General features: G+C 72.1%; 19 protein-coding genes. 11 read left to right on the forward strand and 8 right to left on the reverse strand.

Features of this window, described 5'->3' with window-relative positions:
• The first annotated feature begins 103 nt into the window (after positions 1-103).
• Positions 104-1,255 (forward strand): hypothetical protein, encoded by a 1,152-nt coding sequence (locus FB465_RS20385; protein WP_145792593.1) that lies wholly within the window; start codon positions 104-106, stop codon positions 1,253-1,255.
• 72 nt (positions 1,256-1,327) lie between these two features.
• Here the strand turns inward: FB465_RS20385 and FB465_RS20390 are convergent, their stop codons facing one another.
• Positions 1,328-2,644: an ABC transporter substrate-binding protein gene (locus FB465_RS20390; protein WP_145792594.1), complete on the reverse strand. Its 1,317-nt coding sequence runs from the start codon at positions 2,642-2,644 to the stop codon at positions 1,328-1,330.
• 240 nt (positions 2,645-2,884) lie between these two features.
• Here FB465_RS20390 and FB465_RS20395 point away from each other — a divergent pair, with 240 nt between their 5' ends.
• Positions 2,885-3,334 (forward strand): SCO4402 family protein, encoded by a 450-nt coding sequence (locus FB465_RS20395; RefSeq protein ID WP_425461194.1) that lies wholly within the window; start codon positions 2,885-2,887, stop codon positions 3,332-3,334.
• A 121-nt stretch (positions 3,335-3,455) separates the two neighbouring features.
• Positions 3,456-4,322 (forward strand): formyltetrahydrofolate deformylase, encoded by an 867-nt coding sequence (gene purU, locus FB465_RS20400; protein ID WP_145792598.1) that lies wholly within the window; start codon positions 3,456-3,458, stop codon positions 4,320-4,322.
• Positions 4,323-4,363: 41 nt separating this feature from the next.
• On the opposite strand, the gene FB465_RS20405 is transcribed toward purU, so the two are convergent.
• Both FB465_RS20405 and FB465_RS20410 read right to left on the reverse strand, forming a co-directional pair.
• Entirely contained in the window at positions 4,364-5,512 is a 1,149-nt protein-coding gene (locus FB465_RS20405; protein ID WP_145792600.1) for a zf-HC2 domain-containing protein, read from the reverse strand.
• The gene (locus FB465_RS20410; protein WP_145792601.1) at positions 5,509-6,135 is read right to left on the reverse strand and encodes an RNA polymerase sigma factor; all 627 of its coding nucleotides are present in this window, start codon (positions 6,133-6,135) and stop codon (positions 5,509-5,511) included. Before FB465_RS20410 ends, FB465_RS20405 begins: the two co-directional genes overlap by 4 nt.
• A 574-nt stretch (positions 6,136-6,709) precedes the next feature.
• On the opposite strand from FB465_RS20410, the gene FB465_RS20415 reads away from it, so the two are divergent.
• The 6 genes from FB465_RS20415 (at position 6,710) to FB465_RS20440 (ending at position 12,331) form a co-directional block, all read left to right on the forward strand.
• Positions 6,710-7,186, forward strand: a complete 477-nt coding sequence (locus FB465_RS20415) for an ATP-binding protein (protein WP_145792603.1) — start codon at positions 6,710-6,712, stop codon at positions 7,184-7,186.
• A gap of 443 nt (positions 7,187-7,629) precedes the next feature.
• Positions 7,630-8,874: an MFS transporter gene (locus tag FB465_RS20420; protein WP_246192751.1), complete on the forward strand. Its 1,245-nt coding sequence runs from the start codon at positions 7,630-7,632 to the stop codon at positions 8,872-8,874.
• A 75-nt stretch (positions 8,875-8,949) separates the two neighbouring features.
• Entirely contained in the window at positions 8,950-10,251 is a 1,302-nt protein-coding gene (locus tag FB465_RS20425; protein ID WP_145792605.1) for an MFS transporter, read from the forward strand.
• A gap of 11 nt (positions 10,252-10,262) precedes the next feature.
• On the forward strand, positions 10,263-10,832 hold the full coding sequence (locus tag FB465_RS20430; protein ID WP_145792606.1) for a GNAT family N-acetyltransferase: 570 nt from the start codon (positions 10,263-10,265) through the stop codon (positions 10,830-10,832).
• A gap of 103 nt (positions 10,833-10,935) precedes the next feature.
• Entirely contained in the window at positions 10,936-11,319 is a 384-nt protein-coding gene (locus FB465_RS20435; protein ID WP_145792608.1) for a DUF4229 domain-containing protein, read from the forward strand.
• A gap of 7 nt (positions 11,320-11,326) precedes the next feature.
• On the forward strand, positions 11,327-12,331 hold the full coding sequence (locus FB465_RS20440) for a LacI family DNA-binding transcriptional regulator (protein ID WP_145792610.1): 1,005 nt from the start codon (positions 11,327-11,329) through the stop codon (positions 12,329-12,331).
• Between the two features lie 138 nt (positions 12,332-12,469).
• On the opposite strand, the gene FB465_RS20445 is transcribed toward FB465_RS20440, so the two are convergent.
• A complete protein-coding gene (locus tag FB465_RS20445; RefSeq protein WP_145792612.1) occupies positions 12,470-13,681 on the reverse strand; it encodes an MFS transporter in 1,212 nt (403 codons plus the stop codon).
• 225 nt (positions 13,682-13,906) lie between these two features.
• Positions 13,907-14,287, reverse strand: a complete 381-nt coding sequence (locus FB465_RS20450) for a hypothetical protein (RefSeq protein ID WP_145792614.1) — start codon at positions 14,285-14,287, stop codon at positions 13,907-13,909.
• 9 nt (positions 14,288-14,296) lie between these two features.
• On the opposite strand from FB465_RS20450, the gene FB465_RS20455 reads away from it, so the two are divergent.
• Complete coding sequence (locus FB465_RS20455; RefSeq protein WP_145792616.1) at positions 14,297-15,763, forward strand: glycoside hydrolase; 1,467 nt, start codon at positions 14,297-14,299, stop codon at positions 15,761-15,763.
• Between the two features lie 26 nt (positions 15,764-15,789).
• On the opposite strand, the gene FB465_RS20460 is transcribed toward FB465_RS20455, so the two are convergent.
• The 3 genes from FB465_RS20460 to FB465_RS20470 form a co-directional block, all read right to left on the reverse strand.
• Positions 15,790-16,302 (reverse strand): GNAT family N-acetyltransferase, encoded by a 513-nt coding sequence (locus FB465_RS20460; RefSeq protein ID WP_145792618.1) that lies wholly within the window; start codon positions 16,300-16,302, stop codon positions 15,790-15,792.
• A gap of 61 nt (positions 16,303-16,363) precedes the next feature.
• Positions 16,364-17,395 (reverse strand): bile acid:sodium symporter family protein, encoded by a 1,032-nt coding sequence (locus tag FB465_RS20465; RefSeq protein ID WP_145792619.1) that lies wholly within the window; start codon positions 17,393-17,395, stop codon positions 16,364-16,366.
• Between the two features lie 171 nt (positions 17,396-17,566).
• Positions 17,567-17,770, reverse strand: a complete 204-nt coding sequence (locus tag FB465_RS20470) for a cold-shock protein (RefSeq protein WP_145792621.1) — start codon at positions 17,768-17,770, stop codon at positions 17,567-17,569.
• Between the two features lie 360 nt (positions 17,771-18,130).
• Between FB465_RS20470 and FB465_RS20475 the strand changes: the two genes are divergently transcribed.
• Positions 18,131-19,018: a menaquinone biosynthetic enzyme MqnA/MqnD family protein gene (locus tag FB465_RS20475; protein ID WP_211785825.1), complete on the forward strand. Its 888-nt coding sequence runs from the start codon at positions 18,131-18,133 to the stop codon at positions 19,016-19,018.
• Positions 19,019-19,032: the final 14 nt, after the last annotated feature.

Raw genomic sequence — 19,032 nt, forward strand, 5'->3', positions numbered from 1 at the left:
CCCGGGTGCGGACACGGGAGAGACAGCTCGGACGGCCTGGGGCCGTCCGGTGGCTGTCGGTTGCCCTCGCACGTCCGGTGCCGAGCACAGGTGAGGAATCGCGTTGAGCCAGCGCCGCTCGTACTCCAACTCCAACGACTTCAACCTGGACGATCTGTTCCGTCCGGAGCCGGGGGCACAACCGCCTGCGCAGCAGCAGACGACGCCGCCCGAGCAGTTCCAGGGTGGGCCGGAGTACCTGGGCGCGCCGGCCCAGCAGGCCCCGCAGCAGCACCAGGCGCAGCCGCAGGCCCCGCAGGCAGAGGCGGCGCCCGAGACGCAGTACCTGCCGCCCTACCCGACGAGTGACCCGGCGGCCGGCGGGGGCGTGCCCCAGCAGCAGCCGATGGGAAGTCAGCCCTCCTACGGCGGCCAGTCCTTCCCGGGCCAGCCGCCCCAGCCCCCGCAGCAGCCGGGTTACGGCGCCCAGCAGACCTTCGGTGGCCAGACCTTCGGCGGTCAGAGCTTCGGTGGCCAGCAGCAGTTCGGTGCTCCGCAGCAGCCGTACGGTGCGCCCGCGCAGGGCTTCCCGCCCGCGCCCCCGGCCTACGCGCCGGTGGACCAGGGGTACCCGAGCGGCGGTGAGGGCGGCGGCCGCCCGAACAACAAGCTGATCATCGGCGGGGTGATCGCCGGCGTCGCGGCGGCCGGCATCCTGATCGCCGTGCTGGCGAGCGGCGGCGACTCCGGAGGCGGCAAGGCGCCGACCGCGGGCAAGGCCGGCACCAGCGCGCCCGCCACGGCGGGCACCGGCACGGCGGTGAGCCCCGAGCTGCAGGCCCAGGCGAAGGCGCTCTCCGACCTGCTCGGCACGGCCAACTCCAGCCGTCAGGCGGTGATCGGCGCGGTGGGCTCGGTCCGCAAGTGCGAGAAGCTGCCGGAGTCCCAGCAGGCGCTCACCGACGCGGCCGCCAAGCGCGACCAGCTGGTGGCCGGTCTGGCCGGGCTCAAGGTGGACAAGCTGCCGAGCGGCCCGCAGCTGGTCGAGCAGTTGCAGAAGGCGTGGCAGGCCTCGGCCACCGCCGACCGCGAGTACGCGGGCTGGGCGGGCGACTCGGTCGCCGGCTGCGACCCGACCAAGAAGGACAACCCGCACCTCAAGGCGGGCGACGAGGCCAGCGGGGCGGCCACGACGGCGAAGAACCAGGCCTCGACGCTCTGGAACGCCATCGCCGCCCAGACCGGCCTGCCGAGCAAGGGCTCCACCGAGCTCTGACGACGCTGTGACAACGCTCTGACGAGGAAGGGCCGGCGGAAGACCGCCGGCCCTTCCTCGTCGTGCCGCGGGTCAGGCCGGCGGCCTGCCGCCCGCCAGCACCCAGCGCACGTCGACGAAGCCCTGGTGCTGCTCGACCAGCCGCCCGCCCTGGACCTGCTGGAAGGTCACCGAGGTGTTCACCAGCCGGGGCGAGTCCGCACTGGGCAGCATGCTGGTCATGCCCCAGCTGAGCGGCGGCGTGGCGCCCGCGGTGTCGATCGGCTCGCCGCTGTCCAGCACGTTGCGCAGCGCCTTCGAGGTGAGCGGCTTGCCGCTGCCGATCCGCGCGGCCGCCTGCCGGATGACCTCGTACGCGACCCAGGTGGTCTGCACGCCCGGGTCCGAGACGTCGATCGCGGTGTCGCCGTTCCCGTACGAGCGGACGGTGCCCCGCAGTGCGTCCCAGACGTGCGAGCCCTCCGGCGGGTACCAGCCGGTCGCGTACGCGCCGCCGAGCGGGCCGGAGTCGCCGCCGGTGGAGTCCACCACCGACTGCTGGAAGCTGCCGATGACCGAGGCCAGCACGGTGTGCCGGGGGCCGAGTCGGCGGTAGGGGTCGAGCAGGTTGGAGGTCGGCTCGGAGCCGAGTGCGCTGGTCACGCAGTTGCCGGCCTTGTCGTCGCCGATGGCCTTCTGCGCGATGGCGGTGTAGTCGTTGGATTGCTCGGGCGCCTTGATGTCGACCAGCTTGACGTTGGCGGGCTTGAGCGCGCCGGCGAGGTAGCCCAGCAGGGTGTCCCCGGCCCGGGTGTCGGGGCGGATCAGCGTGACGACCTTGCACCCGGCCTCGACCAGCTGCCGGCCGCTGCCGGCGATCAGTGCGGGCGTGCCACCGGCCACCGGGTACGACATCGGGCTGCTGAACTCCGGAGTGGAGAGGCCGTACCCGCCGATGTACGGGATACCGGCCGACTCCAGGGTCGGGATGAAGCTGCTGCCGTACTGGCTGTACGAGCCGAGCACCGCGACCGCGTGCGCGTCGACGGCCTGCCGCGCACAGGCGGAGACACCGTCGGCGGTGTTGTGCTCGTTGCAGGTGAGCACCTGGACCTTGCGCCCGTTCAGCCCGCCCTTGGCGTTGAGCTCCCGGCCGACCGCCTCCGCGAGTGCGGTCATGCCCGGCCGGTCGGCCGAGCCGGTGCCGGACGGGGCCCAGGTCATCACCGTCACCTCGTGGTCACCGGTGGCGGCGTCGGCCGGGCCGCCGCAGGCGGAGGTGGCGAGCAGAGCGGGCAGCAGCGCGGCGGCGGCGGCCAGCGCGCCGATCGTACGGTGGGGGCGGCATCGGCCGTCCTTCCGCCACGTACCGGTCGGCTGCTGGTTGTCGGATGATCCGATCCGCCTCATGATGCTGTGCCCCTCCCCTGGGTTGCTGCCACGTCGGCGTTACCCAGCCTTGACCTGGCCGGGTGCGCGCAGAGGGACGCAAAGCGAACGCCCGGCAAACTGGGGAGGAACACCGGTTGGTGACGCGTGTAGAAGGTGCGTGGGCGAGGCAACGTACGATCGGACCTCATGTCCGCCAGTACAGATTCTTCGTATCGGTCTGCTCGAAACTCTTCTCGTATCGGGCACCGCTCAAGCACCATGGGCGGCATGCCGCTCAATGACCTGCCCTGGTGGCGCTGGCGAGCCCGACTGCGCTCGGCACTCCACATGCTGTCCGACCCCGCCTTCCAGCAGGAGACCTGGATCTCCGGCCGCGAGGGCTTCGGGGACGTGACGGACGCGGTCTACCGCCTGGTCGAGGACACCTGGCTGGACCGCTGGTCGGCCGAGAAGTACATCGGCACGATCCTCCGCGACTCCGCCGAGGCGTCCCTGGTGGACGTCGCCGTGCTGCGGGTGCTGCGCATCCTGCACGAGGTCGGCGCGGACGCCCCCGCCTCGACCTACCTCGGCCACCACGGCTGGCCCGAGGCCGTCCGGGCGGCCCGCGAGGCGCACGTCCGGCTGGCCGTCAACGACGGCGAGGACCCGGACGTCGCCCCGCGCTCGCTGGAGGTTCTCCGCATCCTGACGAACAGCGGGGCCTGAGCAGCGCCGAGCCGTCCGGCAGCCCGTCCCGCAGTACGGTCGGCGCGGCGCGAGGCGTCCGGAATGTGACACCCTGGACGACCCCGCGACACCAGTGACCTCAGAACGGGACGACCTCACAGTGGAACAGCAGTCGGCCAGCGCCCAGTACGTCCTCACGCTGTCCTGCCCGGACAAGCAGGGGATCGTGCACGCGGTCTCCAGCTACCTCTTCATGACCGGCTGCAACATCATCGACAGCCAGCAGTTCGGTGACAGCGACAGCGGGCTGTTCTTCATGCGGGTGCACTTCTCGGCCGAGCAGCCGGTCAACACCGAGAAGCTGCGGGCCAGCTTCGCGGCGATCGGCGCCACCTTCCGGATGGACTGGCAGATCCACCCGAGCGCCGAGCGGATGCGGGTGGTGCTGATGGTGAGCAAGTTCGGGCACTGCCTGAACGACCTGCTGTTCCGTACCCGAATCGGTGCGCTGCCGGTGGAGATCGCGGGCGTGGTCTCCAACCACACCGACTTCCGCGAGCTGACCGAGTCGTACGGCATCCCGTTCCACCACATCCCGGTGACCAAGGACACCAAGGCCGAGGCCGAGCAGCGGCTGCTCGACCTGGTGGCCGAGGAGAAGGTCGACCTGGTGGTGCTGGCCCGCTACATGCAGGTGCTCTCGGACGACCTCTGCAAGGCGCTCTCCGGCCGGGTCATCAACATCCACCACTCCTTCCTGCCGAGCTTCAAGGGCGCGAAGCCGTACCACCAGGCGCACGCCCGGGGCGTGAAGCTGATCGGTGCGACCGCCCACTACGTCACCGCCGACCTGGACGAGGGCCCGATCATCGAACAGGAGGTGGCCCGGGTCACCCACGACGTGACGCCGGACCAACTGGTCGCCCTCGGCCGGGACGTGGAGTGCCAGGCGCTGGCCCGCGCGGTGAAGTGGCACAGCGAGCGCCGGGTACTGCTCAACGGCACCCGCACCGTCGTCTTCACCTGAGCCGCCGCAGCCCACTACGGACGCTGCGGACGGTACGGCCGTTACGGACGTGACAGCAGCGGCGCCGCCCGCAGCACCTCGCGGATGGCGGAGCGGTCGCCGTACTCGCCGACCGGCAGGCGGTCGGGGTCGCGGTGGGCGGCGGCGAGGTAGCAGAACTCCAGGCCGTCCAGCACCATCGAGGCCACCGGCTCGGCCGGTGCTTCGGGCCCTTCGGCCGGGCCGTCGAGCGGGATCAGCCACTCGCCGGCGGCCGGCCCGTCGATCACCAGCCGGAGCAGCCGCCGCTGCGCGGTACCGTCGGCGGCCCGTGCCGACTGCTTCTCTCGCAGGGCCGCCAGCGCGGCCGGCAGCATCCGGGCGGCGAGGTCGACCATGAGTCGGAGGTGGCGCGTGGCGGGTGCCTCGTACGGGTAGTCGACCGCGCGGGCGATGTCGTCGCCGTGGATCCAGCACTCGAAGGCGCGGTCGACGAAGGCATCGCGCAGCGGGAGGACGGCGAAGCCGAAGTCCACCGGTGCGGTGCCGTGGGGGCTGAGCACGGCGGTGCGGACCAGCGCGTGGTTCTGCCGCCGCCAGAGTGCCCGGACCGCCGCCGGACCTGCCCCGGCCTGCTCGGCGATCAACCGGTCGGTGCGCTCCAGGACCCCCGCCGGTCTGCCCTGCGCCGGTACCCGCGTGGCCGCCTGCTGCGGCGGTACCCGTGCGGGGACGGGCTCGGGCGAGGCCCCCGGCACCGGATCGGGCAGCCCGAGGGCGAGCGCCGCGTACCCGTCCACCGCCGCGAGGTGGCAGAGCACCTCCGCCGGCCGCCACCGCTGCACCCCGCCGTGCCACGGGAGCTCGGCGACCTCCTGCCACTCGGCGGGGCCGAGGTCACGCAGCAGGGCGTCCAGCTTGGCGGTCTCGGTCGCGTACGGGGCGGCCCACGGCGGGACGGGCAGTTCGGGGGCCCGCCGGGACAGGCACCAGTCGAGCACCTGCTGGCGCAGCGCCCCGGACGGGTCGAGCGGCTCGTCCGCGGAGAGCCGGCCCGCCGCGTCGCGCAGCCGGGCGGCCTCCTCGGCGCATTCCGGGCAGCCGACCAGGTGCTTGGTGAGCTCGGCCGCCTCGCGGCGCGGGCAGGCGTCCAGGGCCCAGGCCCCCAGCAGGGACCGCAGGGCCTCGTGCCGCTGCTCGTCGATGTTCACGTGGCCGGCCCGCCGGGTTCCGGGCCGCCACCGGCCGCTCTGCCGTCGGCTGCTCTGCCGTCGGCTGCTCTGCCGTCGGTCGCTCTGCCGTCGTCCGTCCGGACGGCCTCCGGCCCGTCGTCCTCCGCCAGCTCGGTGGCCAGCAGCTGCAGGCCGAGCCGCATGCGCTGCTTGGCGGCCTGCTCGCTGATGCCCAGCTGACGGGCCGTCTCACGGTAGGTGTGGCCGTCGAAGTACGTCACCGCGATGGTCTCGCGCAGCGGGAGCGGCAATGACTCGACCACGTACTGGACCCGGGCGGCCGTGGCGCGCGCCCGCAGCTCGTGGTCGTCGGTGCGCTGCAGCCGGAGCCGGTCCAGCGCCCGGCGGCGGGTGAGGCAGCCGAGCCAGGAGCGCAGCGAGTCCTGGGCCGGGTCGAAGGCCTCGGGGTGTTCCCAGAGATGGCCGAAGACCTCGCGGGTGAGCTGTTCGGCCGCCGGCTGGTCGTCCAGGATCAGCCCGGCCATCCCGTGCACCAGCGGCGCGAGCCGGTCGTACAGCTCGCCGAGGGCGGTCTCCTCGCCACGGGCCAGCCGCCGGTGGATCTGCTCGTCCCAGCTCGGGGCGGCCTCGGCTGCTGCCATGGCCCCTCCCTCGGTCACGAGCCGTCTTCGGTGTCCTGCCCGACGTCCTACTCCCACGTCCTACCCCACGGTAGCCCGCCCGGTTTCGGGCCCGGGCGGGAATCGCGCGAAGAGGAGTATGAAAAGTGTCTGATCGTCAGATCGTGGGACGGGTGAACTCCTGCTGTTCGAGCGGTGATGGACACATGTAGGAAGGGTGGTTCGCTCGTGGCGGCCGCCGCATCCGGGGCGGGTGGCGGTACGTTCGTTACGCTCGTGCAGCAGGGCGTTCGGCCCGGCCGGGCGGGCGGCCGGACGATCGCCGGTGCGATGCTCGTCAGGGTGAGCGGGACAGTATGCACTGCGGTGTCCCTCGATCGCTGGAATATGCCTGAAGCGCTTGCTGTGACCGATCCGTCGGATCATCCTGAGGCGTATTCGTGACGAAGCCATGGGCAGTCCGACCAGGCCTCGGAAAAGATCCTGCCGGAGGGTCTGAGCGCGGCCGGCCGGCCGGACCGGCGTGATCAAGGCCCTGCAGCCCGGGTCGGGCGGCAGGGAGTGTGGCCGAACTGCGAGTGCGGGTGGTGGAGCGGTGCAGGTACTTCAGGTGCAGCTGGCGGTCCAGGCGGACCCGGCCGAGGTCGGCCGTGCGCGCCGGTGGGTGCGCTCCCGACTGCAGGGCCACGGGCTCGACCCGGACGCGCCGATCGCGGAGACGCTGGTGCTGGTGGTCTCGGAGCTGGTCACCAACGCGGTGGTGCACACCGGCTGTCCGGCCGTACTGAGGCTGTCGATGCCGGTGGCCGCCGCCGGATCCGACGAGGCGTCAGCGGTCCTGAGCCTGGTGCGCGTCGAGGTGGCGGACGCCAGCCGGACGGCACCCGCGCCCCGGCACGCGGGCGGCGACTCGACCAACGGCCGGGGTCTGGAGCTGGTCGAGCTGCTCTGCGACCGTTGGGGTTGGTACCCGGACGGCTCGGGCAAGCGGGTCTGGTGCGAGATCGGGGCGGAGCCCGCGGTGGTCCACCCGGTCGAACAGGCGCCGGCCGAGGGCGCGTACGCCCGCTGAGCCCAGGGCGGTCCCACTCGGACGCCGTACGGGCGCACGGGGCGCACTGATCGCCCGCCCTCGCCTCCACCGACCGCTAAGTGCGCCGCAACCATTCCGAATTTCCGACAACCCATTGACGTGACGTATCCGACTGATCACTCTTGGGTGCAGTTCTCCGTTGTGAGGGGACGTCGAGGGAGCACCCGAACGGTGTCAGCATGGGGGACCGTGCGCTGCCGGCCGCGCGGGTGGGCCCCTTGGCGAGTGCGGAGCGCTGGTGCGCGGGTTCAGGGCCCGTGCGACCCGGATGGATGGCGGCCCGCCGTGCCGTGCTCGGGGCGCGTACGACGCGCCGCCGTCCAGACCGGTTCGTCCACAATCGTGCAGAGCGGGTCGTGTGGGCCGGATCGTGATGGCAAAACCACTGGAAATCCGAGTGGTCTGGACCAAAACTGCTGCCTGTGACCGAACTGCAGCAGGTGCCGACGCTCGACGCCCCCGCCACGCCCGAGCCCGCCATCTGGTCCCGCAACTTCCGCTACTACTTCACCGCCCGCAGCGCGGGACTGCTCGGTGACGCCATGCTCCCCGTGGCCGTCTCGGCCGGGCTGATCGGCGCCGGGCACGGCCTGGACAGCGTCGGCTACGCGCTGGCCTTCCTGTTCGCCCCCTTCGCCGGCCTGGTGCTCTTCGGCGGCGTCCTGGCCGACCGCTTCACCGCCCGCCGGATGATGATCGCCGCGGACCTGGCCAACCTGGGCACCCGCATCCTGTTGGCCGTGCTGTTCTTCCAGGGCATCGACCGGCTCTGGCAGTTGTACGCGCTGCTCGCGGTGGCGGGCACCGCCGCCGCGATGTTCCAGCCGGGTGCCGCCAGCACCGTCCCGCTGGTGGCCCGGGACGTCCAGGGAGCCAACGGTGTGCTCCGCACCTCCGAGGCGGCCACCGCCCTGCTCGGCCCCGCGCTGGCGGGCATGCTGGTCGGCGCCGCAGCCACCGGCTGGGTGATGGTGATCGCCGCCGTCACCTTCGGCGTCAGCGCCTGCTGCCTGTTCGCGCTGAGGCTCGGCGCCGTGCCCGCGCCACCGCCCGGTGACAGCCTCTGGCGCAACCTGGTGGTCGGCTGGCACGAGTTCCGCGCTCGCAACTGGATGTGGGGCGTCATCGTCATCTGGCTGTTCTTCACCGTCCTGTCCTGGGGCCCGCTGATGCCGATCGCCGCCGGTCTGATCGTGCCCGAGCACGGTTCCACCGCGTACGGCCTGCTCAACTGCGCCTTCGGGGCAGGCACCGTACTCGGCGGCCTGCTCGCGATCCGGATCAAGCCGCGGCGCCCGCTCGCCGCCGGGGCGGTGGCGATGCTTGCCTTCCCGGTCTACCCGTTCGGCATCGTGCTCGGCTGGCCGATCGGGGTGCTGGCGGCGGGCCAGGTGGTGGTCGGGGCCGGCGTCACCTTCTGGAGCGTCATGTGGGCCACCAGCGTGCAGACCCAGGTCCCGGGCGAGGTGCTCAACCGCATCCACGCGTACGAGGTGGCCGGTTCGGTCTGCATGTTCCCGGTCGGCAGCGCCCTGGCCGGCCCGGCCGTCGCCGCCTTCGGAGCGCACACCGTACTGGCGGCGGGAGGAGTGGTGTCGCTGCTGGTGGTGGCCGCTCTGCTGCTGGCCAGGCCGATCCGGGAGCTGCAGCGTGCTGGAGAGCGCTGACGGTGGCCTGATCCTGATGAAAGGTGGCAGTCACACCCCTCGTTCACCGGCCCGGCCCTCCGCGAGACTCGGGCTGTGAACGAAGCGCCTGTGACCACCCTGGACGTCGACCCCACCCCCGCCAAGTCCCCCGGACTGCACTACGCCTGGGTCGTCGCAGGCGTCGCCCTGCTGGTCCTGCTCGGGTCGGCCGGATTCCGGTCCGCGCCCGGTCTGATGATGGACGCGCTCAACGGCGAGTTCGGCTGGTCGCACGCCACCATCGCGAGCGCCGTCTCGGTCAACCTCACCCTCTACGGCCTGACCGCGCCGTTCGCCGCCGCCCTGATGGACCGTTTCGGCGTCCGCGTGGTGGTGGTCTGCGCGCTGCTCACCATCTCCACCGGCTCCGGGCTGACCATGCTGATGACGCAGAGCTGGCAGCTGGTCCTCTGCTGGGGCGTGCTGGTCGGCCTCGGCAGCGGCTCGATGGCCGGGGCCTTCGCCACCACCGTCACCGGCCGCTGGTTCGTCGCCCGCCAGGGCCTGGTCACCGGCGTGCTCACGGCCGCCGGGGCCGCGGGGAACCTGGTCTTCATGCCGGTGCTCGCCTGGCTGGTCGAGCAGCACGGCTGGCGGACGGCGGTCGTGGTGGTCTCGCTCTCGGCCACGGCGGTCGCGCTCCCGGTCCTGCTGCTGATGCGTGAGCGCCCGGCCGACCTGGGCCTGCTGCCGTACGGGGCACACGAGCCTCCCGCCGCGCCGGCGGCCGGCGGGAGCGCGATCGCCCGCAGCCTGCGGGTGCTGCGGGACGCCGCCCGCAGCAAGGCGTTCTGGCTGCTGGCCGGCTCCTTCGCGATCTGCGGCGCGACCACCGCCGGCCTGGTCGGCACCCACTTCATCCCGGCCGCGCACGACCACGGCATGCCCGTCACCACCGGAGCGGGCCTGCTGGCCATGATCGGCGTCTTCGACGTGCTCGGCACCATCGCCAGCGGCTGGTTCACCGACCGCTTCGACTCCCGCGGGCTGCTGATCACGTACTACGCGCTGCGGGGACTCTCCCTGCTCTTTCTGCCCCAGCTGTTCGCCGGCTCGCTGCGGCCGCCCATCCTGGCCTTCGTGATCTTCTACGGCCTGGACTGGGTCGCCACCGTGCCGCCCACGGTCGCGCTCTGCCGCCAGCACTTCGGGGAGGACGCGCCGATCGTCTTCGGCTGGGTGCTGGCCAGCCACCAGATCGGCGCCGCCGTGGTGGCCGGTCTGGCCGGCCTGGCCCGTGACCACTTCGGCAACTACGACCTCGCCTGGTACGGGGCGGGCGGACTGTGCGCCGTCGCCGTCCTGCTCTGTCTCGCGCTCCGGCGCCGCCCGCCGGCCGTCGTCATGGCCTACTAGGCTCTGGGCCCATGACGTTGTGTTTCTCCCTCTCCCCCGACCTGACCCCCGAGCTGCGCGCCGCGATCGTCTCCCTCTGGACCGAGGCGAGCAACGCGGGCGGCGCGGTCGGCTTCGTGCCGCCGGTCACGGAGGACGAGGTACGGGAGACGGCGGAGAAGCAGTTCGCGGGCCTCGGCCCCGGGCAGCCCGACCAGCTGCTGGTCGCGCACGAGGAGGAGACCGGGCGGCTGGCCGGGCTGCTGTTCTTCGAGGACATGCGCTTCGGCCTGATGGACCACTGGCGGCTGCTGCGGAGCGTGATGGTGCACCCGGGCCTCCAGGGCCGCGGGTACGGCGTGGAGCTGCTGGCCGAGGCCGAGCGCCTCGCCCGGGGCTGGGGCCTCGACGGTCTGAAGCTCACCCTGCGCGGCGGGCAGGGCCTGGAGAAGTTCTACGGCCGCTGCGGCTACACGGAGGTGGGCCGGGTGCCGGGCGCCATCAGGATCGGGCCCGGCGACGACCGGGACGACGTGACGATGTGGCTCGACCTGCGCACACCACTCGACCTGCGCACGCCGGTCGGCCTGCGCACACCGTAGGTGCACACCTGGTGCCGGTCGGCGAGTCGGGCATGCTTCACTGGAAGACCCGCGCCCACGCGCGGCAGCTCCGCCAGCCGTACCCAGCAGTAAGGACGCCCCCGTGAGCAGCAAGCCGAGCAGCACGTCGACCACGCCGGCCACTTCGGCGACGGTCGACAGCACGTCGCACGCCACGCTTCGCTACACCTCCCTGCGGGCCAGCATCTTCCTCGGCTGCCTGCTGGTGGCCCTGCTGCTCGGGCACTTCGGGATCATCCCGGTGGCGGGTGCGGCCGGTTTCGTCTTCCTGATCCTGGTCGCCGGTCTGGTCTCCGCTCCGCTCAGCTACGTCCTGCTGAGCAAGCAGCGGGACGCGATGTCGGCCCAGATCGCCGGGAAGGTCGGCGGGATGCGCTCCCGTACGGCCGACCGGATCGCCAATCAGAACGCCGAGGAGGACGCGGCGGACGACGCGGCCCGCGCGGCGGCGGCCCCGCAGAACTGACGCTCCGATGACCTCCCCCGCGCCCGGGCGGCGCCCCACCGGGCGGGACGTGGCGCGGCTCGCCGGCGTCTCGCAGGCGACGGTCTCGCTGGTCTTCTCCGGCTCGGAGGCCGGGCACCGGGTCTCCGAGGCGACCAGGCAGCGGGTCCGCGAGGCGGCCCGCAGCCTCGGGTACCGGCCGCAGGCGGCGGGGCGTCAGCTGCGGCTGGGCCGTAGCGGCATGATCCTGCTGGCGGTGCCGAACATCCTCGGGCCGTTCTTCGGACGGGTGCTGGTCGGCGTCCACGAGGAGGCGGGCAAGCACGGGCTGGCGGTCGTGGTCAGCTCGGGGTGGGGCAGCGCGACCCTGGCCGAGGCGGCCACCACCAGCCGCTTCGACGGCCTGCTGATCTGCTCGCCGGACGACAGCCAGCTCGGCGAACTTCCCCCCGACACCCCCGCGGTCTTCCTCGACGCCGATCCCGTGACCAACCGCTCCCGGCCGACCGTCGAACTGGACGTGGCGGGTGGGATGAGAGCCGCCGTCGAGCACCTCGCCGCCCTGGGGCACCGGCGGATCGGGCACCTCAGGTCCACCCACTCCGCGTACACGTTCCGCGTCCGGCAGGCCGCCTTCGAGGAGGCCGCGCGGGGGCTGGAGGTGCTGGAACTCGGCGTCAGCCTGAACGAGGGTCAGCGGGCGGCCAGGTCCGCCGCGTACCAGCTGCTCAGCCGGCCGGACCGGCCGCACGCGGTGGTCTGCGACGACGACGTGGTCGCGTCGGGGCTCTACCAGGCCGCCGCCGAGCTCGGGCTCCGGATCCCCGGGGACGTCTCGGTCGTCGGCATGGACAACATCCCGGTGGCCGACCTGCTCGCGCCGCCGCTCACCACCGTGGACCTGCCGGGGGAGGAGCTCGGCCGTGTCGGCGTCGCCGCCCTGGCCGCCCTGCTGCGGGGAGAGCCGGTTCCGCCGGTTCCGCCGCTGGCCACCGCGCTGGTGCTCCGCACCTCGACCGGCCCGGCCGGTTGATTGCGAGTAGGCAGGGCAGCGGGCCAACCCCAGGGGCGCGGGGGAACTCCGCGAGATCGGAAGGCAACGGCCTGTGCCCTACCGCTTAGCGCAGTTCCCCGCGCCCCTGGGATGCCCGATCCTGAAGGCCGGCAGCGGTCAGGACGTGGGGACGAGCTCTGCCGCCGGCTCCGCAGCGGTGGCAGCCGCAGGACGGAACCAGCGGCGGGCGCCGAGCAGCAGCAGCCCGCCGATGCCGATGCCACCGACCGCGCAGAGGGCGACGGACCGGAGCGAGTCGGAGACCAGGGCACCCGAGACCGCGTAGCCGGCGGCGTTGCCGGTCGCGAAGAGGGTGATCAGCCAGGCGAAGGCCTCGGTGACCGTACCGGTCGGGGCCAGTTCGGCGACCAGGACGAAGGCGGCGGCCAGCAGCGGCGCCAGCCCGATCCCGGAGAGCAGGGCGAGTGCCGTCATCGGGCCCGGGCCGGGGAGCAGGAGCAGCGGCAGGTAGGAGACGGCCATCGCCAGGGCCAGCACCCAGGTGCGGGTCGCGGTGCTGCTGCGCCACCGGACCGCGCCGTACGCGAGCGCACCGAGCAGGCCGCCCAGTGCGGCGAGCGCGAGCAGGGTGCCGGCGCCGCCGGGGAGGCTGTGGTCCTCCGCGTACGCGATGAAGAGGACGTTCTGTGCGCCGACCGTCCAGCCCGCACCGGCCAGTCCGATCAGCAGCAGGACCAGCCCGGGGGAGCGCAGGGGGCCGAGCAGTCCGGCCGAGGCGGCACGTACGGGGGCGCGCCAGGCGCGGGCGGGAGCGGTGGTGGCCACGACGAGGGCGCCGGCCAGGCCGAGGCCCGCGGCCGTCCACAGGGCCGTGGAGGGGCCGAAGGCGGCGGCGATCCCGGCCACCGTGAGCGGTCCGGCCACGTAGAGGATCTGCTGGGAGGCGGAGTCGAAGGCGTACGCGGTGTCGAGCTGCTCCTCGTCGACCACGGTGGGCCAGAGGGAGCGCAGGCAGGGCTCGAGCGGTGGCATGGCGAGACCGGCGACGGCTGCTCCGAGGGGTGCGGCCAGGGGGGAGCCCGGCGCAAGAGCCAGCAGCGCGTAGCCGAGCCCGGCGACCACGGCGGAGGCCAGCAGGACGCGGGGCTGCCCCGTGCGGTCCACGATCCGGCCGAGCACCGGGCCGCCGATTGCGGCGGCGATGGCGTACGCGGCGGTGGCCAGGCCGATCCTGCTGTACGGGGCGCCGGCCTCGCGCAGCGCGAGCGCGATGACCAGGGCGGTCATGCCGGCCGGGAGGCGGCCGAGGAGGGTGCCGAACAGGAGCCGGGTGACGTGCGGGGCGCGGAGCAGGGCGAGATAGCCCATGGATCGGACTCCCGAAGGCAGGGACGAGCGGTGGGATCGTATGCCAAGTTATACGTATAACTCCGTAGCGGTCAATCGAGCCCGTCGGTCGGAACTCAAACTTGGCGGTGGCTGATTCGGGTGGGCACGCAAGCGACCCGCGAGCATGCTGCTTCGCAGGTCGCTCGGTGGATCATGAGTCACGCCCGACGGTTGGCCTTGGTACGGCTTGCCGGTGAGGGGCGACTAGAAGGTGCCGGGCACGTTGGCGGAGACGTTGTGTGCAACGTCAGCGAGCGTGATGTGCGAGAAGACCACCGTCATGGGCGGGCTGCACTGAGGCTTGAACGTGGCGGTAACCGTGAGTGTGAACTGAGCTTGGCCGTTCTGCACCGGGCAGGTGCCTGTCTGGCTCACAGACTGCTTGTTGTCAGCCTTGGGGTGGTGCTGACCGGGGTTGATGCACGAGGCGGTGGCGTTCAGCCTGATGTCGACCTGTGTCTCGACGTGCGACCCGCCTCGGAGTCCGCGGTCGCACGGGTTTGCAGGCGCGCTGCCTAAACTGCGGGCTGCGTCGGCGTTGAAGATCAAAGTCGCGCCCAGGTGGTCCGGAGTGGTGGTGAACACGGGGGTCTGATGGAGCGTCGTACCGTCCTACGGGGCCTGCTGGCCGTGCCCGTCGGCGCGACGGCGGTGGTCTCGGCGGCCGCCCCGGCCCGGGCCGTGAGCAGCACCACGATCAATCCGGGTGCCGGCTGGGGGACGTGGGACGGCTGGGGTACCTCGCTGTGCTGGTGGGCCAATGCGCTGGGCCCCCGGGCGGACCTCGCCGACGTGCTGTTCGGTCGGGACACCGTGCAGTACTACGGGCAGACGCTGCCCGGTCTGGGGATGAACATCGTCCGGTACAACGCGGGTGGCTCCGGCACCAACAGCATTTCCGGCCGGACGATGCGGCCCACTCCGAGCCTCGACGGCTTCAAGCGGATCGAGGGCTACCAGCTCGACTGGTTCATTTCGGACCCGCAGTCGGCCAGCTGGAACTGGAGCGCCGACGCCAACCAGCGCGACATGATGCGGCTGGCTCGGGACCGCGGCGTCAACGTCTTCGAACTGTTCTCCAACTCGCCCATGTGGTGGATGTTGAAGAACGACAATCCCGCCGGGGCGGACGACGGCGGCAACAACCTGCAGGACGGCAACTACGGTCGGCATGCCGCCTACCTCGCCACCGTGGCCCGCTACGCGCACGACCACTGGGGCATCGACTTCACCTCGGTCGAGCCGGTCAACGAGCCCAGCGGAGTCTGGGGACCGAAATGGAGCAACGGGCAGGAGGGCTGCCACGTCGACCCTGGCGCGCAGGCGGAGATCATCCGGCGGACGCGCGCCGAGCTCGACGCCCGGGGCCTGCACCGGATCCAGGTGTCGGGCAGCGACGAGTGGGGGTACGGGATCGCGCTGTCGACCTGGAAAGGGTTCGACGCCGCCACCCGTGCCGCCATCGGCCGGATCAACGTCCACGGTTACGACCAGGACGGCCGGAGAGACCTGCTGTACGACGCGGCGGCGGCCGCCGGGAAGAAGATCTGGAACTCCGAGTACACGGACCACGACGCCGGCGGTATGACCATCGCCCGCAATCTCAACCTCGACCTCCGCTGGCTGCACCCGACGGCATGGGTCTACTGGCAGGTGGTGGAGGCCGGGGTCAACTGGGGTCCGATCGAGTTCGTCGACGGGGTGCCGAGCAAGATCAACACCAAGTACTTCGTCCTGGCCCAGTACATGCGGCACGTCCGTCCCGGCATGCAGATCATCGACGGCGGCAGCGGCAATACCGTCGCCGCCTACGACAGCGCCAACCACAGGCTGGTCGTCGTCGCCACGAACTACGGCACCGGCCAGTGGATCGACTTCGACCTGTCCCGGTTCGCCGGGCCGTCCCAGGACGGCGCCCTGGTCGAGCGCTGGTGCACGCAGACGGGCGGGACCGAGCGGTACCGGCACCACCAGGACACCTTCATGCACGGCACCCGGTTCTGGTCCTACTTCGCCCCCAACACCGTCCAGACCTTCGAGGTCTCCGACGTGTACATGTAGCCGGCGCGGGGCCGCCGGTTCGTGGTTCAGGCGAGGTCGAAGGGTTCGGCGTACCTGAAGGCGCCGCGCAGGGCGGGGTCGTACGCGGTGAGGGGGCGGACCTGGAAGTACTTCCCCCAGGTGGGGTCCGGAGGGGTGATGCCGAAGTCGGTGCTGGTGCGGAAGCCGTACCGGCCGTAGTAGTCGGGGCTGCCGAGGAGGACGACCAGGGGTTCGCCGAGGGCGTCGCCCGCGCCGAGGGCGGCGTGGACGAGGGCGAGGCCGACGCCGCGGCGCTGGTGGCCGGGGTGGACGCTGAGCGGGCCCAGGGCCAGGACCGGGGAGGCCTCGACGTGGCCTCGGGTGCAGACCACATGGCCGACGACCTCGCCGTCGCGGGTGGCCACGAAGGACAGTTCGGGCAGCCAGCCGTCGCAGTCGCGCAGCCCGTCGAGCACGTCGACCTCGACGGGAACGGGAGTGTCCGGCTTGGCGAAGGCGGCTGCGGTGACAGCGCGTACGGCGGGGACGTCGGCGGGCAGTTCGCGTCGAATCAGCACCGGCACAGTCTGCGCAGAAGGCCGGTACGCCGCAAGGGAATTGCCGGCCCCCTCGCTCCGCTCAGGGCCGGCCGGGGCGGGCCGCCGAGGCCGCGTCGGCCCGGCGCCCCCAGCGTTGGGCGAGGACGGTGCAGACCATCAGCTGGATCTGGTGGAAGAGCATCAGCGGCAGCACCGTGATGCCCACCGAGGCGGCCGGGAAGAGGATGGTGGCCAGCGGCAGGCCGTTGGCCAGGCTCTTCTTGGAGCCGCAGAACCGGATGGTGACCCGGTCGGCGCGCTCGAAGCCGAGGCGGCGGGAGACCACGCCGGTGAAGACCAGGACGAAGGTGAGCATCGCCAGGCAGACCGCGCCAAGCCAGAGGAGCTGGGTCACCGTCACCTGGCCCCAGATGCCCTCCCGGACGCCTTCGCTGAAGGCGCTGTAGACGATCAGCAGGATGGAACCCCGGTCCACCACCATGGTCACGGTCCGGTGCCGCCGGATCCACGGCCCGACCCAGCGCCGCAGCAGCTGCCCGGCGGCGAACGGCACCAGCAGCTGCAGGACGATGTCCAGGATCTGCTCGCCGCTGACCTGGACGCCGGCCTCGCTGGTCAGCAGCCAGGCCGCGAGCAGCGGGGTGAGGACGATGCCGAGCAGGCTGGAGAAGGTGGCGGCGCAGATCGCGGCCGCGACGTTGCCGCGTGCCATCGAGGTGAAGGCGATCGAGGACTGCACGGTGGACGGCAGCAGCGTGAGGAAGAGCACCCCGGTGTAGAGCTGCGGCCCGAGCACGGCGTCCGGCAGGACGCGGGCCGCCTCGCCGAGCAGCGGGAAGAGCACGAAGGTGCAGCCGAGGATCAGCAGGTGCAGCCGCCAGTGCCGGGCGCCGGCCAGCGCCTCCTCGGGGGAGAGCCGCGCGCCGTACAGGAAGAAGAGCAGCCCGACGGCGACCTTCACGGCGCCGGTGACCACGCTGGCCGCCGCGCCGGTGGCGGGCAGCAGGGTGGCCAGGCCGACCGTGCCGAGCAGCAGCAGGATGTAGCCGTCGATACCGATCCGGTGCAGGGAGCGGTCCAGGGCTCTGAGTGCCGCGCGAGGGTCGTGCATGGCCTCGATCATGCCTGTGTCAGCCTCCGGGACAGAGGCAGGGGGCCCGCCGCGTACGAGACGTGGCGGGCCCCCTTGGTCTTACTCATCATGCTCTTGGTGACGGCCCCCATGGCCGTCTGCGGACCCGACTGGGGTCCCGAGCGATCAGTTCATCGGAGGAGATGAAAATCAGACGGCGGTGACGTTCTCCGCCTGCGGACCCTTCGGGCCCTGGGTCACGTCGAAGGTGACGTGCTGGTTCTCCTCCAGCGAGCGGAAACCGTTCGCGTTGATGGCGGAGTAGTGGACGAAGACGTCGGGGCCGCCGCCCTCCTGGGCGATGAAGCCGAAGCCCTTCTCAGCGTTGAACCACTTGACGGTTCCCTGAGCCATGCCGTTCTCCTTGCGAGGGACGTTTCGGATGCCACACCGTGTGACCTCCGGTCCGCTGCGCTGATCGCCCCGCCTCCGGAGTGGGTCCGGAGTTTTTCGATAATGCTGAAAAACTACGAAAAGCCCGCGGTTACATGCTCCGCAGGCTTCAAGTACTGCAAGGGGAATCAAACTGCAACTGGATGGAACGGTAGCACGCGAGGGCGGCCCCGACCAGGGGTGTCCGAGGGCGCGCCGCGAGTGTGTCGCGGGTGCTCCGACCGTGTGTCGCCGGTGTGTCGGAAGCCGGGTGGCAGCCGGTCCCGGGAGCGGGCATACCCTGCGGGGAGGGTACGAACGGGCAGGCAGAGGGAGCACACGGTGACCGGTCGGGATGCGGGTAGCTCGGTGGCGGTACGGCCCCGGGTCGGACATATTCAGTTCCTGAACTGCCTGCCCCTCTACTGGGGGCTGGCCAGGACGGGCAACCTCCTCGATCTCGACCTCACCAAGGACACCCCCGAGAAGCTCAGCGACCAGCTGGTGAACGGCTCGCTCGACATCGGCCCGATCACCTGTGTGGAGTACCTGCGCCACGCCGACGAGCTGGTGGTCCTCCCGGACATCGCGGTCGGCAGCGACGGCCCGGTGATGTCCTGCGTGATCGTCAGCCGCGTCCCGCTCGGTCAGCTGGACGGCCGCCGCGTCGCCCTCGGCTCCACCAGCAGGACCTCCGTACGGCTGGCACAGCTGCTGCTGGAGGAGCGGGAGGGCGTCCGTCCCGAGTACTTCGGCTGCCCGCCCGACCTGGACGCGATGCTGGCCGACGCCGACGCCGCCGTGCTGATCGGCGACCCCGCGCTGCGGGCCTCGCTGGAGCAGGCGCCCAGCCAGGGCTTGGCAGTGCACGACCTGGGCGAGATGTGGAAGGAGTGGACGGGGCTGCCGTTCGTCTTCGCCGTCTGGGCCGCCCGCCGCGAGTTCGTCGAGCGCCGCCCCGAGGCGGTCGCCGCCGTGCACCGGGCCTTCCTGGAGTCCCGTGACCTCTCGCTGGCCGAGGCCGGCCGGGTCGCCGAGCAGGCGGCCCGCTGGGAGGCCTTCTCGGCGCCGGTGCTGGAGCGGTACTTCAGCGAGGCGCTGGACTTCTCGCTCGGCGAGCGGCAGATCGCGGGCATCGCCGAGTTCGCCCGCCGGGTCGGCCACGACAGCGGCTTCGCGCCGGATGTGACGGTCAGTCTGCTGGAGCCGGTGGGGGCGGTACTGTCGTGATCCGGTAGGAGGGG

Source organism: Kitasatospora atroaurantiaca (assembly GCF_007828955.1).
Taxonomy (GTDB): domain Bacteria; phylum Actinomycetota; class Actinomycetes; order Streptomycetales; family Streptomycetaceae; genus Kitasatospora; species Kitasatospora atroaurantiaca.

What these genes read in the sequence shown, in the direction of transcription:
- FB465_RS20390 (WP_145792594.1), bottom strand. Translation starts at nt 2,644, where the DNA reads ATGAGGCGGATCGGATCATCCGACAACCAGCAGCCGACCGGTACGTGG.
- FB465_RS20395 (WP_425461194.1), top strand. Translation starts at nt 2,885, where the DNA reads ATGGGCGGCATGCCGCTCAATGACCTGCCCTGGTGGCGCTGGCGAGCC.
- FB465_RS20410 (WP_145792601.1), bottom strand. Translation starts at nt 6,135, where the DNA reads ATGGCAGCAGCCGAGGCCGCCCCGAGCTGGGACGAGCAGATCCACCGG.
- FB465_RS20430 (WP_145792606.1), top strand. Translation starts at nt 10,263, where the DNA reads ATGACGTTGTGTTTCTCCCTCTCCCCCGACCTGACCCCCGAGCTGCGC.
- FB465_RS20440 (WP_145792610.1), top strand. Translation starts at nt 11,327, where the DNA reads ATGACCTCCCCCGCGCCCGGGCGGCGCCCCACCGGGCGGGACGTGGCG.
- FB465_RS20445 (WP_145792612.1), bottom strand. Translation starts at nt 13,681, where the DNA reads ATGGGCTATCTCGCCCTGCTCCGCGCCCCGCACGTCACCCGGCTCCTG.
- FB465_RS20455 (WP_145792616.1), top strand. Translation starts at nt 14,297, where the DNA reads ATGGAGCGTCGTACCGTCCTACGGGGCCTGCTGGCCGTGCCCGTCGGC.
- FB465_RS20465 (WP_145792619.1), bottom strand. Translation starts at nt 17,395, where the DNA reads ATGCACGACCCTCGCGCGGCACTCAGAGCCCTGGACCGCTCCCTGCAC.
- FB465_RS20470 (WP_145792621.1), bottom strand. Translation starts at nt 17,770, where the DNA reads ATGGCTCAGGGAACCGTCAAGTGGTTCAACGCTGAGAAGGGCTTCGGC.